Raw genomic sequence first — 14,106 nt, forward strand, 5'->3', positions numbered from 1 at the left:
CATCGCTGCACCGGGCCTCTCGCAGCATTGCCTCTGGCGTCCTTTCAACACCAGTTCCAGGGGCATGTGACTTGGCTCTCTATGCTCGTTCAGATCCTGCACTTGCCTACAAAGTCAGAAGATAGGAATAGGCGCCCATGTCCGAGACCTCCACTGTCACCACTGAGCTGACATCGCAGTACGCCGCGCAGCTGACCAACGACATCGAGCGCAACAGCAAAGAGCAGGAACGCATCGGCGCGGAACTCGCCGAATTGCAGCAGCAGTTGACCTCCCTGCAGCATGACCACACGGTGCTGGTGAACATGCAGCAGGCTCTCGGTATTCAGCCAGCACCGGCTGAGCCCGCGGCCACGCCCGACAGCTCCGCAGTACCCGCCCCCAGGAAGAAGGCCACTGCCCGACGCGCCACAAAGAAGCAGCCAGGCGCCGAGAGCGCCACCACGCGGGGCCGCGCCACGGCCAAGAAGACCACGGGCACGCCCGCAAAGAAGGCGACGGACAAGCCGGTCGCCGAGAAGGCTGGTAAGGCGCACCAGCCCACACTGGTGGAACTCGTCCGCCGCCACCTCACCGGCCTCACCGAACCGCGATCCGCAGCGGAGATCGCCACGTCGCTCGGCCAGGCCCACCCCGAGCGTGGCATCAAGGCCACCGTCGTGCGCACCACCCTCGAAGGCCTCGTAGCCAAGAACCACGCCCAGCGCACCAAGCAGGGCGCCTCCGTCTTCTACACCGCCCGCGAGACGGCCGAGCAGACCTCCACGACACCGCAGGACAAGGCCCCGTCCGAGAAAGCCGAATAATGCCCGATGAGAAGCTCCACACCGCTGCAGTTGACTTGGCGTTCTCATCGCTGTGCGAATCGTGATGCCCTTAGGAACACCTGGGCTTGGACCACGGACGTCCAAGCCCAGGGGAAGTCTGTCGGGGCACATGTGACGCTGCTGGCGTCATACCGGGGCTGTGGCGGAAATTCCCTTCAGTCCGGCACTCGGCGAAGATGTGCTGCCCTGCGCACCATGCGCGCTGCAGACGCCTGCCGCGACTGGACGTTCCTCGATGCCACGCAGACGTAGAGCCGTTGTATCGCTACCGTGGGGTGATGTCTTCGTCTCCGCCCAGTGTGCCGGACGACACCATGAGGGAAGAATTGCGCGACCTGATCAGATCGGTGGCATTCCTGAACAGGACGCACCACTGGCTGGTGACGCGCGCATCGGTTTGGTTGGCGGCTCTCTGCGCCCTTTACGTCCTGGGCGGCCTGCTATTGGGCTGACCAGCAGCGTATGAGGTCCTGGTGGGCGTGGCAGCACCGGCCAACTGCCCTCGGCCCTGGTTGGGGTACGCGCTGTCACTGACAGGCTGGTTGCTGGTTCCCGGGCTGACGGGGGCGGCGGCGGGCTACATCATTATGCGGCAGATAGAGCGACGCCGTTCGACTGCCCTTGGGGAGCTGCTGCGCCAGATGCGGGCGCAGTCCGGGGGGCCGGGGCCCCCGTCCGGGGACGGTACGTGAGGTCCCTGGACGAATTGCATGCAGAGGGCGGAGCTGCGCGGGAGTTCGTGAACGACTTCATCAACAACCCTCATCGCGGCAACATCCGGCTGGCAAAGGACCACTGGACTCGCACCGTGCGGCATGTTGCCGATCACGCACAAGAGCTCGAGGCCCTCAAACCCGCAGAAGCAGAACGGCGTGCCGAGGATATCGCCCGTATGCTCGCTCATGGGCTGGCACTCGTACACAGGTGCTGGGCCTGTGGTGCGCGTCCCTCAACATCTTGGTGGCGACGGCGGCATGACTGACAAGGCACCCACGGAGCAAGTCATCCGGCAGATGCTTGCCAGCGTGTTCGAGGACGCTGCGTCCGAATCCTTGCAGGCGGCAGAGCAAGACATCACCCGGGTGGGACTTCACCGTGCCCCGGCCGCCGAAGATGTTGAGGCCTTCGTCCGGCAACACGCACCCCTGCTGGGTTCGCCGCGTCGCCGCCAGCGGCTCACCGGCGCCCTGGCCGCACGGCTGCGAAAGGTCCACAGCCTGGTGCAGGAAGAGGCAGCAGCCGCCGTCGATCGCATCCAGGCGTCCCGGTCACGTGCTGCGGAGGCGTCGCGAGCCAGGAGAACCCGCGAGTCCGAGCGGCGTATCGCAGAGCCTCTTCACCGTGACGGCGGCATCACAGCGTCGTACCGCATGCGCCTGGAGCTCTTGATGAAGGCCATCGATGATCCCGAGCTCGCGGCGACCCTCGACACCTACGACGTGCACGTGTCTGCCTCTCGGCTCCGGCAGTATCTCTTCAGTGACGCTCTCTACCTGCAGCTGCTGCTGGCCTATCGAACCGGAACGCTGAGTCGGGAGGAGCTTTTCGGGAAAGCTCGGCTGCTCCTACGAAACGGCATCTTCCGTGAGTACTGGGACGCCAGTCGGCACCAGCGCGCCAGCTTGTCCGATTGCTCCGAGGAGGCCGGCATCGGCAGGATGATGGACGATCTTGCGCAGGACATGGCCGAGACGGATCCCGAGCTGTGGTGAGCAGTCGACTCTCCTCCTGAGGAGCACAGCTGAACGGAGCCTGGCCGACTCGGTCTTGGTCAGCGGGGGCGCCAGGTGCGGATTTCGAGGTGCAGAATCTGGGCGTCCGGCTGGATGCGTCCGCTCTCCACGAGCCATTGGTGCACGGCCGCGGTCACGTCGCCGCCGGCGGCGTCGACGCGGCGGGCGAAGTCGGCTGCGTCGAAGCCGCCGGTCTGGGCGGAGCCGTAGGAGCGTTCCTCGGTGTGGTCGGCGCGCTGGATGACGTCGCGGCGGATGCCGGGTGAGTCGGTACGGCTGCCCGAGGGGTGGACGTAGCCGGTTTTGGCCAGGCGCACGGTGAAGGCCAGGCGCAGGCCCAGGTGGCCGGCCTCGGCGATCAGGGGGCGTAGGCGGGCGGAGCCGGAGGCGATGGCCTGGGCGCCGACCCGGCCGGTGCCGGATCCGGTGGGGGTAATCAGGACAGCCTTGGTGCGCACCCGGGCGCGGGTGCCGGAGGCAGTGGTGCGCCGTCGGGTGTGGCGGGCGGCGATGGAGGCGAGTTCGGGCAGGTCGGTGATGCCGCCGGTCTCGACAGCGGCCAGGACCTGCTGGAGGGCAGGGACGAAGGCTGCTCCCTTGTTCTTGGTGTAGAACTGCGAGACCAGCGAAGGGTCACGGCCGAGGATGCGGGCGATGTCGCGTTTGGTGTAGCCGGCCTGTTGGAGCCGGTCGGCGAGGCGGGCGGCTTCGTTCAGTTCGCGGCGGGGTGGAGGCTGGCGGCGGGAGCGGCGCGGCATCAGGCCTCCCGCTCAGCGGTGAGGGCGGCGCGTCCGGCATCCCTCAGGGTGAGGAGTTCCTCTTCGGTCGTGGGGGCGGTGAGCGGGCCGGTGAGGTGGCCTTTGAGGAGGTAGTCGCCGGGCTGGTGGTGGTGGGGCCAGTTCTGGGGCTGGGTGAGGTAGAGGGCGTCGGTGCGGAAGGCGATCACGGTGCCGGGCGGGGTGTGCAGGGCTCCGGCGTGAGTGTCGTCGTCTCGGTGGCGTTGGGTGAGCAGGGCGGCGCGCGCTGCAGACCAGATCGCGGCGGCCCATTCGGGGTGGGCGTTGGGGTCGCGGGCGAAGCCGGTGGGCTTCTGCCAGGTGATCTGTGTGTCGTCGAAGCCGATGATTTCGGCGTCCGGCGGGACGTCGCGCTCCAGGTTGCGGGGGGTGGTGCCGGTGACCAGGCGGGGGCGCTGGGCGAAGGAGCCGATGCCGTAGAGCAGGATGGAGCGCACCGCGCGGGAGGCGAGGTGGGCGGCGCGGGCCTGTTGGGCGTTGCCGTGGAAGTGGGATTGGGCGGAGAGGTTGGTCCAGGTTTCTTTGAGTTTCTTGGCCCAGTCGTCCAGTGGTTTGCCGTCGTCCCATAGGAGGCCGTCGAGGATTTCGACCTTCCACGGCTGGATGGGGTTGGTCAGGGCGGTGTGGACTTCGGGGCCGCCGGCCCAGGTGGTGAAGGTGGTGCCGGGGGTGGCCGGGTAGTGCCAGGCGCGGTCACCGGGGGCGGGGGCGGGCAGGAGGCCGACGTGGTTCCAGGTGTCGGGGACGCTCACGCGGATGTGCCAGTGCCCGCATCCGTACAGGGCGCGCATCTGTTCCTTCTGGGACCAGGCGGCGAAGGCGCGGGCGGTGATGCGGCGGGGGGTGCCGACGGGGGATTTCCAGGTGTGCTTGGCGTAGGCGAAGGTGCGGTCGAATTCGACGAGTTGGGGCAGCTGCTGGGGCACGCGGGGCGGGGTGATGAGTTCGTTGCGGCCCTGTCCTGCGGTGGCGTGCAGCAGGCCGCGCAGTTCCTCCGACAGCACGGGGAAGCCCTCGGCGTGCTGGCCGCGGGTGGGAATGGTGCGGGTCCACAGGTCGCGGCCGGTCTGGGACGGGGAGCCCATGAGGACGGCGTCGTCCCAGTGGCGGCGCAGGGCTTGCCACAGCAGCACGAACGCGTCGCGGACGGTGGCCGGGTCGTCGCCGTCGAGGTCGAACCACTCCCCCACCGAGCGGATCTCTACATGGTGGTCGCTGTTGGTGCGCTGGTAGCGGCCGACGGGGTTGCGGGCGTGGACGAAGTGCCCGGCCATGCGGTCGCGGCCGCGGCCGGTGTCCGTGCGCCAGCCCGGGATGGGAGCGTTCAGCCAGGCGGCGACGGCGTCGCGCAGGTAGGGGTAGCGGTCGGTGTCGCGGTGCCAGGGGTCGCCTGCGGTGACGTAGATCCGCTCCACGCCCTCGGGGATGGTTTGGAAGACGGCGGTGAGGATGTCCGCGGCCGAGGCGGCGCCGAGGTCGAGGTGGTGGGTCTGGTGACGGTGGACCAGGATGCCGGTGCTGGTGTCGAGGAAGACGGTGGAGCGGGCCTGCTGGGTGAAGTTCGGCCGGGTGGAGACCAGGCCGGGGGTGTGGGTGAACCAGGCATCACCTGCGGCGCCTTCGGCGATGGCGGGCAGGTTGTGTGGCGCCTGGGGTTCCGCTGGCGGAGCCGGGGCCGGGGCTGGTGAGACGGCGGGGCGGAGGGATTCGGTGCTCTTCGCGGGCGCCGCGGTTTCCGGCTGCGGGACCGGCGTGGGGTCGGTCGCATCGGTGGCCTGCTTTGTGATCTCCTCGGGAGCCGGGCGTCGCGGCGCGGTGTCACTGTGCGCGGCCAGGCGGTCGGGGGCCAGCGCGGGGGCCAGGGTGACGACGTCGGCGACGCTCAGCCCGGATGCCGGGGCGATCCGCTCCGCCTTCGCCTTCTCGTAGGCAGCCAACTGGACGACCCGCCTGTCCCGGTCGCTCTCCAGCCTCGTCAGTTCCGCCCGGGCCTTTTTGATCGCATCCCGCACGGTCCGCAGCTCGGCGAGCGCGGCGCTGTAGCTCTGGGCGTCCATCGGGGGCTTCCTTGTCCGGCCGGCTTCAGTCGGCGGTGTGCGTGGTGACGTAGGCGATGGCCCCGCCTGATTGAGAGGCGAGCCGGGTACCCAGGAGAAGTCCGGCGAGCCGACGGTCGCCGTCCAGGCCAGAGGTGATCACTGTATGCGGGGCGACAAGGTCGGTGACGTATCCGGCCAGGCGCGCATCGGGGAAGGCGTGGCGGCCCTCGGTATTCCTCTCCCACCGTTCGAGCCCGGTCAGCACGGCTACCACGTAGCCCGACAAGGTGACCGGGAGCACTCCCCCGGCTGCGACGCTCGCCGCGTCACACCGCCACCAGCCCCGCAGCGCCTTGGTGAGGGCATCGGGAGTGAGGCTGGCTGCGAAGCCGATCCAGTCACGGTCGGGATCGTCGCAGGGCTGGGCAGTGTCCACGCGCAGGACGGCGATCTCCCCGGTGTCCAGTTGCCGCAGCGGAGCGGTGCGGCGAGCGCTGAGGGCCTGGATCGCGCTGAGGGGAATCATGACTCGCACTCCGCGGCGGGAGAGCCCGGGGAGCAGCCCGGCCCGCACGAGACGTCTGAAGGTGGTGATGGCGCAGCCGAGTTCTTCGGCTGCCTGCCCGGTCGTCAGCAGCAACCTCCCCGACCTCCAACCCTCATCTGATATCTGATTCGGCATGTAACCTACTCGGCGAGTGAAAGGGTGTCAAACCACTGACGGAGGCACCGCAGGACACGCACCCGACCGCCGGCCCGGCCTGGTCGCTCCAGCAGCGCTCGTCATAGCCCGCAGGCCCTGCAGGCCGGCGGCCGCACCGTGGCGGCGGCGTCGCCCTGCCTGCTCCGAGGGCGCGATCCCCGCCTCTCCAGAGCAGTCAGCCGGCGTCCGTCACCCCGGCAGCAGAGGCCGTTACTGCGGCGGCGGGCAGAGACGTCAGGGCGTGGGGCCGCCGGAGCGGGCGGCCTCTGCGTGCGGGCCGGCCTTGCTGCGGCCGGCCCGCACGGCGCATCGAACAGATCTCCACCCCCCGGCCCTGGGCGGGCGGTGGGACGGTGCCAACGGGGCGGGCGCGCGCCCGCGGGCGCGCCGGTGCATTCCCTATCTGATTTTTCACGCGCCGGCAGACGGTGTATCAGAAACCTTGCAGGCAGAAGCGATCAATTTCGATCGCATATGGCTGTCTTTTGGTTTCGGGCAGGCCTATTCGAGCAGATCCTTGCTCTTCAGGGTTGTTTCGCACATCGATACGGCTGGATGTTCCGTTACGGCCTCACTCTATTGGCCGTGCGATCCATGAGCACGCTAAGGTCGCGGCGAGATGGGGGCCCTGGCCCAAAGGATGGCACCAACAGACCAGGACCCCTCCGCATTTTGACCAGCCGTCAATTCTGCAAAGGGAGAACGATGACTGACCCCAATGTCGTCCAGGGCACCGTGGTGTCCGGGACGCGTCTGGACGGTAGCAATGCCGACCGGCATTACGCACGCTTGCGTGCCCTGGCTGTCACGGTTGGCTTGGGCCCCGTCGTGGTGCTGGCTCTGTCCTTTGTGCTGCCGTCCGCTGGGCAATGGCCCGCTGCCGCATGCGTGGCGTTCGCCGCGGTTGCGGCGGGGGCGGCGCGCACCTCGCGGGTCGAATTCCTCTGGGCGCGACGGGACTGATCGCCCCGTCCGAGTGGCCGGCTCGCGAAAGCCGCCGCCGGCCACCCGAAGCCCGGTGTTCAGGGGCGTCGGCGGGTGCGGCCCGCCCGCGCGGGATACAGGAGAGGGATTTCGAAGGTGCCTACTGATCCGTCGCAGCCGGAGCGGTGTCCGGTTTGTGAGGGCCCGATGGTGCAGAACACCGGGGCCGGGCGGCGCCGCCGCTATTGCAGCACCGCCTGCCGTCGGCGAGCCCAGCGCAACCGGCAGGCGCGTAAGGCCCCGGTCGTCGCCTTGCAGGGGCCTGTCGGTTCAGCGGTGGCGGCCGAGGTCCGCAGGCTGGCACAGCAGTTGCTGGACAGCGAGATGCGCCAGGAGGAGCTCGGCACGCTTTTGGAGAGAGCCGAAGCAATCCGCCGGGAGCTGGATATCTATACCGCGGCTGCGGTGCAGGACGCCCGCCACCGGGGTGAGAAATGGGAGTCGGTAGCCAAGGCCGCGCACGTAGCTCCGGAGACAGCGCGGGCGCGGTGGGGAGCCGAGCGGGTGGCCCGGATGATGGATCTCCACGCGAACGAAAAACGCGCCGCGCCTGCCCGCTGGCGTGGTGTGCAGACTGCCCGGCCCGCCGAGGGGCCCGAGGACACGGCCGGCGAGGCTGGCGGCGAAGGGGTCTCCCCTGCGAGCCAGCTGGCGTCGGCCCTGACGCAACTGCAGGTGGCCAGCGGTCTGGCCATCCGGGAAGTGGCCGACTTCACGATGCTCTCGCCGTCGTTCATCTCCCGCGTGCTGTCAGGAGACCGGCTGCCCACCTGGGACCTGACGTGCTCACTGGCGACCCTCTTCGACGCTGACCCGGCCGAACTGCGCGTGCTGTTCGAAGCGGCCCACGGCATGACGGCGCACGGGCGCCAGCCCGTTGCTGCCGCCATCGCCCAGTTGCACGCCGCGGTACGCGGGCTCTACCTGGCGGCCAAGTCCCCACCTGCGGAACGCATTGAGCGCCTCAGTGCGAAAAAGGTGAGTGCGCTGCAGGCTCGCCGCGTCCTGGCGGGCATCGACGTGCCGGAATGGGAGGTGCTGTCCTCCCTCGTGTGCGCGCTGGGGGGCCGCCCGCTCGATTTCAAGCCGTTGTGGGAAGCAGTGCACTACACGTTTCTGATGTGCGACGACCCCCGACTGCCGGAAGGCAGAGCGCACATCATCGTGCCGGAAGAGGAGCCGTGAACGGGCCCCGCCCTGTCGACCGCTGCCCGGAGACGGCAGCGGTCAGCGCAGGGCCGCACGCCCGCCTTCACCCGTCACAGGACCGGGCCCGGCGCACCGCGCTGACGGCCTATACAGCCTTCCGTGAACGTCACTACGAGCCGTACCTGCAGTACGCGGCGCTGCGCATAGGCCGCAACGCCGCGGCCGAGACGGCCGTCGTCGCGGCATTCACCGAGCTGGCGGTGTCCTGGACGGCGATCCTGGGCGGCGCCGGCCCTGCCGCCGTGGCCTGGCGCATTCTGCACGACCACGTCGACCGCGCCCTGGGGCGCGGCCCAACCGCCGTCCCGGCCGGCCAGGTTGTCCAGACCCTGCAGCATGATGCGCACTTTCTGCACGAGCAGATGCAGCTGAGCCCCGAGCGCATCGCCGAGGTGCTGGGGGTACGCCCGGGCGACCTTCCCACTCTGCCGCCACGCTCCCCGCAGGAGTGAGTTTCCGGCCGTTGCCGAGCGTGCCCCCGCGATCTATCCCTACACTCCGTCGTTAAGGGAGCACGCCCGGAGGGCGTGTGGGGGCAGGAGGGGAATACGCGTGAGCTTGCCGTACGGGGTGGATGTCACGATTCCGAGCGTGGCCCGCATGTACGACAGCCTCCTGGGAGGGCAGGACAACTACCCTGCGGACCGCGCGGCCTGCGAAGAGCTGCTCCAGCACGTGCCCAGCATGCGGGAACTGGCCCTGAACAACCGGGAGTTCCTGCGCCGCGTGGTGCAGGTCCTCGCGGCGGAGTACGGCATCCGGCAGTTCATCGACCACGGGTCGGGGCTGCCCACGCAGGACAACGTCCACGAGATCGCCCAGCGCGTGGACCCTGCCAGCCGGGTGGTCTACATCGACAGCGATCCCATCGTCCGCACGATCGGCGGCGTGCTGCTGGCCAGCAACGAGAACACCGCGGTGCTCCAGGCGGACATGCGGGAGACCGAGGAGATCTTCTCCAGCGCACCGGTGCGCCGGCTCATCGACCCCACCCAGCCGGTGGCGGCGCTGTTCGTGTCGGTGCTGCACTGCATCCCGGACCGCGACGGGCCGGCGGAGCTCATCGCCCGGGTCGCCGACCGGCTGCCGGCCGGCAGCATGATGGTGGTCTGCCAGCTGGTCAGCGAATCGGCCCAGGTCCGTGACTTTGTCAGCCGTTTCATGGACGAGCAGACCCAGGGCCACTGGGGCCGGGTGCGGGAGAAGAAGGACGTGGCCGACTTCTGCGCGCCTCTGGATCTGGTCAAACCGGGTCTGGTGGAGGTCTCCACATGGCGCTCCCGGCCGGACGACGTGCCCGCCCAGCTGAGCTGGGAGTGGGAGGAGTACGGCGGGGTGGGCTTCGTCAGGCGCTGAGCCCGGCGGACTCGGGGCCGGTCCGCTGCGCGTGGGGTGTCAGCGCCAGAAAGCCAGTGCCTGCTCCAGCAGCGCCGGTGTCTGCTCGGCTGGGTTGGCCACGCCGCACAGGTTGTTCAGGATGGCCTGGTAGCGCTCGGACTCCGAGGGCTTCTCCCGGTAGACGGCTGTTTCGTACTGCTCGAGGTAGACCAGGTCGGGCAGGTATTCCGGGGTGAAGAACCGCAGGTGCACGACTGGGTGCCCGATGGCCCCGGCGGCGCCCACGCTCAGGGGTGCGATCTGGAGATGGAGCTGGTAGGGCAGTTCCTCCACAAGTGCGAGCAGATGCTTGATCTGCCGGTACATCACCCCTGGTGTGCCGACCGGGCGGCGGAACACCTCAGAGTCCATCACGGCCAGCAGGACCGGCGGTGACTCGGCGCGGCGCAGCATTTCGATGCGCTGGAGCCGCAGGGCCGCACGTTCGGCGATTTCCCTGGCCGGCTTTGTGGGATGGGCGGCCCGGATCACCGTCTCGGCGTACTCCTCGGTCTGCAGCCAGCCGGGCACCAGTTGGGGTTCGTAGGAGATGATGCGGCGGGCGGCCGGTTCCATGGCCAGCAACGGGCGCAGGTCCGGGGGTGCCGCATTGGCATAGGGCTGCCACACCTCCGGTTTGGCCGCTTCCTGGACCAGGTCGGCGATTCTGGCGTGCTCGAGCGGATCGCTCACCCGGTAGGTGTCCAGGAGCCGTTCGACCTCAGCGAGTTTGAAGGCGGTCCGGCCGTTTTCCATGCGGCTGATCGTCGCTGCGGAGGTGTGGATGCACCGGGCGGCCTGTCGGGGCGCGATCCCGGCGTGGTCTCGGCAGCGGCGCAGGTGCCCGGCGAGGGCCTTGCGATGTGCTGCCGGCCCCCACTCCGGGCGGTGCGGGAATCCGAGGATCGACGGCGCCTGTCGGTCGGCTGCCATACGGGCACTCCTACGGGACTGTTGAGGGGCCTGAGTATGGCAGCCGGAGTCCGACTCTGTCAGTGAGTGGCCATATCTCTACTGTCGGTCACGAGAGGGTGAAGTCGAACTCGCCGTCCTTGACTCCACCGAGGAAGGCTTCGATCTCCTCGCGCGTATAGACGAGGGCAGGACCGTCGGGGAACCGGGAATTGCGCATCGCCACCTGGCCGCCGGAAAGACGGGCTACTTCCACGCAGTTGCCGTTCCCTCCGCTGCGACGGCTCTTACGCCAGCGCGCCCCTTCGATCGCACCTGCACTGACGCCGTTTTCCGCTCGCTGCATATCTCACCATGCCCGTCCGAGTCGTACCCGACGCCAGCCGGCGCACTTCCGTCGCGGCCGACAGCCGGGCCGACTGTCTGTACGAATATCCGGGCTGTGCAATTGCAGAGCCGCGCTTGCAGGAACGAGGAGCGGGCCGGAATAGTGACGGGTACGACGGCACGTCGTGCCATCAAGCACGGCTCCAGTTCCGGGGGACGGACGATGACTCCACCACACGAGGGCACATTCCAGCCACAGTCCACATCTGCCTCACGCAACAGCCGAAGACGGCAACTGCTGTTCCTCGGCGAACCGCTGGCCTCCACGCCCAACCTCGCCGTCCGTTCGGGCCTGGGCAGCACGCCCTTCACCGCCCGCCGCATTCCCGTCGCCTCCCACCACTGCTGCTACATTGCGCGGCAGTTCACCCGGCAGACCGTGCGCCGCTGGAACCTGCACAGCATCTGCGATGACGCAGTCCAGATCGCCTCCGAACTCGTCGCCAACGCCGTCCGCCACGGCCAGCCCGATGCAGCCACGGCCGATGGTGAACAAGCGGGGGTATGGCTCGCTTTCACTCTGCGTCCGCGCACCCTGCTGTGCGTCGTACGTGACCCCAGCCAACTCAGCCCCAGGCTCACCGCTCCTCAGCCCCTGGCCGAACGCCACCGCGGACTGCCCATCGTGAACGCCCTCGCCAACACCTGGGGCTGGACCACAGCCCCACAGGCCCAGGGAAAATCCGTCTGGGCGCGCGTGGCGCTGCCTGCGGCATAACGGACTTCCTGGTCCCCCGGAAGCAGGACTACCAGCACCACCCGATGGCCCGGCGGGTGCACAGCGCCATCGTCGCCAAGCGGGGCGACCTGATGGGGTGGTACGGCGGCCCGGTACTGGCGCCGTGGCCGACCCGGGAGATCGTGGGTGATCTCGCCGATGGTCTCCACGGCCGGGTAACCGTGATCTGTGTCCTGCCATGGGGCGACGATCCCCTCGCTGACGCATGGCTGTGCGCTCGCCGCGCTGTGAACGTGATCGACGGTTCCGTCCATGCGAAAGCGGACGAAGCGCTGCTGGACCCGGTGGTCGAGGCGGCCATGGGCGAGGTGGCTGGGCGTGTGAATCACGCCAACGGCCTCGCCAGCGCCTACGACAAGGCGTTCGCCGTGCACGCACTGCTGAAACTCCACGCCGCCGGCTACCAGTGGGACGTCGATCAGTTGTGCGGGTGGGCGCTGGGCCACGGCTTCACCGGCGCGGAGGAACAGCGCCTACGGTCGTACGCCATGAAGGTGCTGCAGGGCTGTCGACGGTCAGCCGATTCGGCTCTGGCGCCGATCTTGTGACGCAGGCGGTGTCAGCGGTGGTTGTGATCATGGGTTGCGTGCTCTTCGCGGAGTTTCGAGGTGTTGTTCCCTCATCTGGCCGGTGTCGTGGTGGAGTTGGTCGAGCGGGCTGCGGCCGGGGTGTGGTCACCATGCATGCGCGGGCCCGCTCGGCGGGTGCGGACTGCCCTCACTGCGGTAGTGCGTCGGGCCGGGTGCACGGCCGGTACATGCGACGGCTCGTGGATGCCGCGGTCGGTGGCGCCAGTGTGGTGATCGAGCTGCTGGTGCGTCGGTTCAAGTGCCCGAACCCCGCGTGCGGGGCGGTGACGTTCGCCGAGCAGATCGCGGGGCTGACGAGCCCGCATACCCGCTACACGCCACTCGTGCGTGAGCAGTTGACCTCGATCGCTCTCGCGCTGGCCGGCCGTGCGGGAGCCCGTCTGGCCGGGGTGCTGGGCCTGCGCGTCGCCAAGGACACCCTGTTACGTCTGGTCCGCGCCGCGCCGGAAGAACCCGTCGGGGAGATCCGCGTGCTCGGTGTCGACGATTTCGCGCTACGGAAGGGCGACTCGTACGCGACGATCCTGGTGGACTTGGAGAGGCGGCGCCCGGTGGACGTGCTGCCCGGCCGGGATGCCGAACCGCTGGCCGCATGGCTGAAGGACCATCCGGAAGTGGAGATCATTTGCCGGGACCGAGCCGGGGCCTATGCCGAGGGCGCACGTAGCGGTGCCCCGCAAGCCCAGCAAGTCGCCGACGCCTGGCACCTATGGCACAACCTCGGCGAAGCCGTCGAAAAGACCGTCTCCGCCCACCACGCCTGCGTCCGGACCGCGTTCGAGAACACCGTACCGGCCGCCCCACCAACGAGCGACGACATCTGGCAGACGCCACCGCCGCCGGCATCGCCTGCTGGGATGCTCGACGTCTGCGGACGAGAGCGCCGCCTGGTGACCCGGACCAGGGAACGCTACACAGCGGTGCACCAACTCCTGGGCGCCGGAAGCACTCTGGAGAACATCTGCCGGACACTGCAGCTGGACCGGTCCACCGTGCGCCGCTTCGCCCGCGCCACCAGCATCGACGAACTGCTGGCCAAAGCGACGAACCGGTCCACCATCCTGGACAAATACACGCCCTACCTCCACCAGCGGTGGAACGAGGGCTGTCACAACAGTGCCCAGCTCCACCAGGAGATTGCCGCCCTGGGCTTCGCCGGAAGCATCCAGACCGTCCAGCGCTACCTGCGCCCGTTCAAGGCCGCCACCGCTGCGCCACCCGCGCGCCGACTGGCTCCACGGCCCCGCCGCATCGTCCGCTGGATCATGACCGACCCCGGAAACCTGACCGCCGATGATGCCGCCGACCTCAAGGAAATCAGGGCCAGCTGCCCCGAACTCGACGCCGCCACCCACCACGTCCGCGACTTCGCCACCATGATGCGCGAACTGCAGGGCGACCAACTGCCCGCCTGGATGGAGCGCGTCCTCGCCGACGACCTGCCCGCCCTGCACTCCCTGATCAACGGACTGAGCCGCGACATCGACGCCGTCACCGCCGGGCTCTCCACCCCCTGGAGCTCCGGCCAGGTCGAAGGACAGGTCACAAGGACGAAGCTACTCAAGAGGCAAGGATTTGGACGAGCCAACCTCGACTTCCTCCGTAAGCGCGTACTCCTCACGCCCTGACCCGCCTGCGGTCAGAAGCTGTGTCAGAACCGGTGATCTGTGACGTTCCGTGACTGGTGGACCGGTGGGTGGAGCCGGGCGCCAGGGGTCGCAATAGGGGCCGGAATTGGCCATGTTGGCTCGGGCGCTGGTGATGTTGGGGGTGCGAGGTGGACTCTGGGCGCAACGCCGGGCCGGGGTT

Annotated in this window: 16 protein-coding genes; 11 read left to right on the forward strand and 5 right to left on the reverse strand. The window is 68.8% G+C overall.

The annotated features are described in order from the left end of the window. Positions 1-137 precede the first annotated feature (137 nt). The 4 genes from ACIBTS_RS24315 (at position 138) to ACIBTS_RS24330 (ending at position 2,539) form a co-directional block, all read left to right on the forward strand. On the forward strand, positions 138-806 hold the full coding sequence (locus ACIBTS_RS24315; RefSeq protein WP_399322073.1) for a hypothetical protein: 669 nt from the start codon (positions 138-140) through the stop codon (positions 804-806). Between the two features lie 494 nt (positions 807-1,300). Beyond that, positions 1,301-1,519 carry a DUF6313 family protein gene (locus ACIBTS_RS24320; protein WP_399322075.1) on the forward strand — a complete coding sequence of 73 codons (219 nt, stop codon included), beginning with the start codon at positions 1,301-1,303 and terminating at the stop codon, positions 1,517-1,519. After that, complete coding sequence (locus ACIBTS_RS24325; RefSeq protein WP_399322077.1) at positions 1,516-1,809, forward strand: DUF6313 family protein; 294 nt, start codon at positions 1,516-1,518, stop codon at positions 1,807-1,809. The genes ACIBTS_RS24320 and ACIBTS_RS24325 overlap by 4 nt, the downstream gene beginning before the upstream one ends. Then, complete coding sequence (locus ACIBTS_RS24330) at positions 1,802-2,539, forward strand: DUF6082 family protein (protein ID WP_399322079.1); 738 nt, start codon at positions 1,802-1,804, stop codon at positions 2,537-2,539. The genes ACIBTS_RS24325 and ACIBTS_RS24330 overlap by 8 nt, the downstream gene beginning before the upstream one ends. Positions 2,540-2,598: 59 nt before the next feature. Here the strand turns inward: ACIBTS_RS24330 and ACIBTS_RS24335 are convergent, their stop codons facing one another. Genes ACIBTS_RS24335 through ACIBTS_RS24345 form a run of 3 tightly spaced genes read right to left on the reverse strand, consistent with a single transcriptional unit; the run spans position 2,599 to position 6,036 of the window. Then, a complete protein-coding gene (locus ACIBTS_RS24335) occupies positions 2,599-3,318 on the reverse strand; it encodes a helix-turn-helix domain containing protein (protein WP_399322081.1) in 720 nt (239 codons plus the stop codon). Then, complete coding sequence (locus ACIBTS_RS24340; RefSeq protein WP_399322083.1) at positions 3,318-5,414, reverse strand: hypothetical protein; 2,097 nt, start codon at positions 5,412-5,414, stop codon at positions 3,318-3,320. The genes ACIBTS_RS24335 and ACIBTS_RS24340 overlap by 1 nt, the downstream gene beginning before the upstream one ends. Before the next feature lie 25 nt (positions 5,415-5,439). Continuing rightward, the gene (locus ACIBTS_RS24345) at positions 5,440-6,036 is read right to left on the reverse strand and encodes a helix-turn-helix domain-containing protein (protein ID WP_399322085.1); all 597 of its coding nucleotides are present in this window, start codon (positions 6,034-6,036) and stop codon (positions 5,440-5,442) included. 768 nt (positions 6,037-6,804) lie between these two features. Here ACIBTS_RS24345 and ACIBTS_RS24350 point away from each other — a divergent pair. The 4 genes from ACIBTS_RS24350 to ACIBTS_RS24365 all read left to right on the forward strand — a co-directional run bounded on the left by ACIBTS_RS24350 (position 6,805) and on the right by ACIBTS_RS24365 (position 9,648). Next, positions 6,805-7,062, forward strand: a complete 258-nt coding sequence (locus ACIBTS_RS24350; protein ID WP_399322087.1) for a hypothetical protein — start codon at positions 6,805-6,807, stop codon at positions 7,060-7,062. 168 nt (positions 7,063-7,230) lie between these two features. Further along, entirely contained in the window at positions 7,231-8,268 is a 1,038-nt protein-coding gene (locus ACIBTS_RS24355; protein WP_399322088.1) for a helix-turn-helix domain-containing protein, read from the forward strand. Further along, positions 8,265-8,744, forward strand: a complete 480-nt coding sequence (locus tag ACIBTS_RS24360) for a hypothetical protein (RefSeq protein WP_399322089.1) — start codon at positions 8,265-8,267, stop codon at positions 8,742-8,744. Before ACIBTS_RS24355 ends, ACIBTS_RS24360 begins: the two co-directional genes overlap by 4 nt. Positions 8,745-8,844: 100 nt before the next feature. Continuing rightward, the gene (locus ACIBTS_RS24365; protein ID WP_399322090.1) at positions 8,845-9,648 is read left to right on the forward strand and encodes an SAM-dependent methyltransferase; all 804 of its coding nucleotides are present in this window, start codon (positions 8,845-8,847) and stop codon (positions 9,646-9,648) included. 39 nt (positions 9,649-9,687) lie between these two features. On the opposite strand, the gene ACIBTS_RS24370 is transcribed toward ACIBTS_RS24365, so the two are convergent. Together ACIBTS_RS24370 and ACIBTS_RS24375 are read right to left on the reverse strand one after the other, a co-directional pair. Further along, the gene (locus ACIBTS_RS24370; RefSeq protein WP_399322091.1) at positions 9,688-10,602 is read right to left on the reverse strand and encodes a helix-turn-helix domain-containing protein; all 915 of its coding nucleotides are present in this window, start codon (positions 10,600-10,602) and stop codon (positions 9,688-9,690) included. A gap of 88 nt (positions 10,603-10,690) precedes the next feature. Then, positions 10,691-10,927 (reverse strand): DUF397 domain-containing protein, encoded by a 237-nt coding sequence (locus ACIBTS_RS24375; RefSeq protein WP_399322092.1) that lies wholly within the window; start codon positions 10,925-10,927, stop codon positions 10,691-10,693. Positions 10,928-11,131: 204 nt separating this feature from the next. Between ACIBTS_RS24375 and ACIBTS_RS24380 the strand changes: the two genes are divergently transcribed. The 3 genes from ACIBTS_RS24380 to ACIBTS_RS24390 are packed head-to-tail and all read left to right on the forward strand — an operon-like array spanning position 11,132 to position 13,925. Continuing rightward, positions 11,132-11,686, forward strand: a complete 555-nt coding sequence (locus ACIBTS_RS24380; RefSeq protein ID WP_399322093.1) for an ATP-binding protein — start codon at positions 11,132-11,134, stop codon at positions 11,684-11,686. 56 nt (positions 11,687-11,742) lie between these two features. After that, positions 11,743-12,255: a hypothetical protein gene (locus ACIBTS_RS24385; protein WP_399322095.1), complete on the forward strand. Its 513-nt coding sequence runs from the start codon at positions 11,743-11,745 to the stop codon at positions 12,253-12,255. Positions 12,256-12,284: 29 nt separating this feature from the next. Further along, positions 12,285-13,925 carry an ISL3 family transposase gene (locus ACIBTS_RS24390; RefSeq protein WP_399322272.1) on the forward strand — a complete coding sequence of 547 codons (1,641 nt, stop codon included), beginning with the start codon at positions 12,285-12,287 and terminating at the stop codon, positions 13,923-13,925. Positions 13,926-14,106 lie beyond the last annotated feature (181 nt).

The sequence above is a fragment of the Streptomyces sp. NPDC050121 genome, assembly GCF_044460385.1.
GTDB classification, from domain to species: Bacteria; Actinomycetota; Actinomycetes; order Streptomycetales; family Streptomycetaceae; genus Streptomyces; species Streptomyces soliscabiei.

Coding starts and splice junctions, on each gene's coding strand:
- ACIBTS_RS24335 (WP_399322081.1), bottom strand. CDS start 3,318: ATGCCGCGCCGCTCCCGCCGCCAGCCTCCACCCCGCCGCGAACTGAAC.
- ACIBTS_RS24370 (WP_399322091.1), bottom strand. CDS start 10,602: ATGGCAGCCGACCGACAGGCGCCGTCGATCCTCGGATTCCCGCACCGC.
- ACIBTS_RS24380 (WP_399322093.1), top strand. CDS start 11,132: ATGACTCCACCACACGAGGGCACATTCCAGCCACAGTCCACATCTGCC.
- ACIBTS_RS24315 (WP_399322073.1), top strand. CDS start 138: ATGTCCGAGACCTCCACTGTCACCACTGAGCTGACATCGCAGTACGCC.
- ACIBTS_RS24390 (WP_399322272.1), top strand. CDS start 12,285: ATGGGTTGCGTGCTCTTCGCGGAGTTTCGAGGTGTTGTTCCCTCATCT.
- ACIBTS_RS24330 (WP_399322079.1), top strand. CDS start 1,802: ATGACTGACAAGGCACCCACGGAGCAAGTCATCCGGCAGATGCTTGCC.
- ACIBTS_RS24375 (WP_399322092.1), bottom strand. CDS start 10,927: ATGCAGCGAGCGGAAAACGGCGTCAGTGCAGGTGCGATCGAAGGGGCG.
- ACIBTS_RS24355 (WP_399322088.1), top strand. CDS start 7,231: ATGGTGCAGAACACCGGGGCCGGGCGGCGCCGCCGCTATTGCAGCACC.
- ACIBTS_RS24350 (WP_399322087.1), top strand. CDS start 6,805: ATGACTGACCCCAATGTCGTCCAGGGCACCGTGGTGTCCGGGACGCGT.
- ACIBTS_RS24340 (WP_399322083.1), bottom strand. CDS start 5,414: ATGGACGCCCAGAGCTACAGCGCCGCGCTCGCCGAGCTGCGGACCGTG.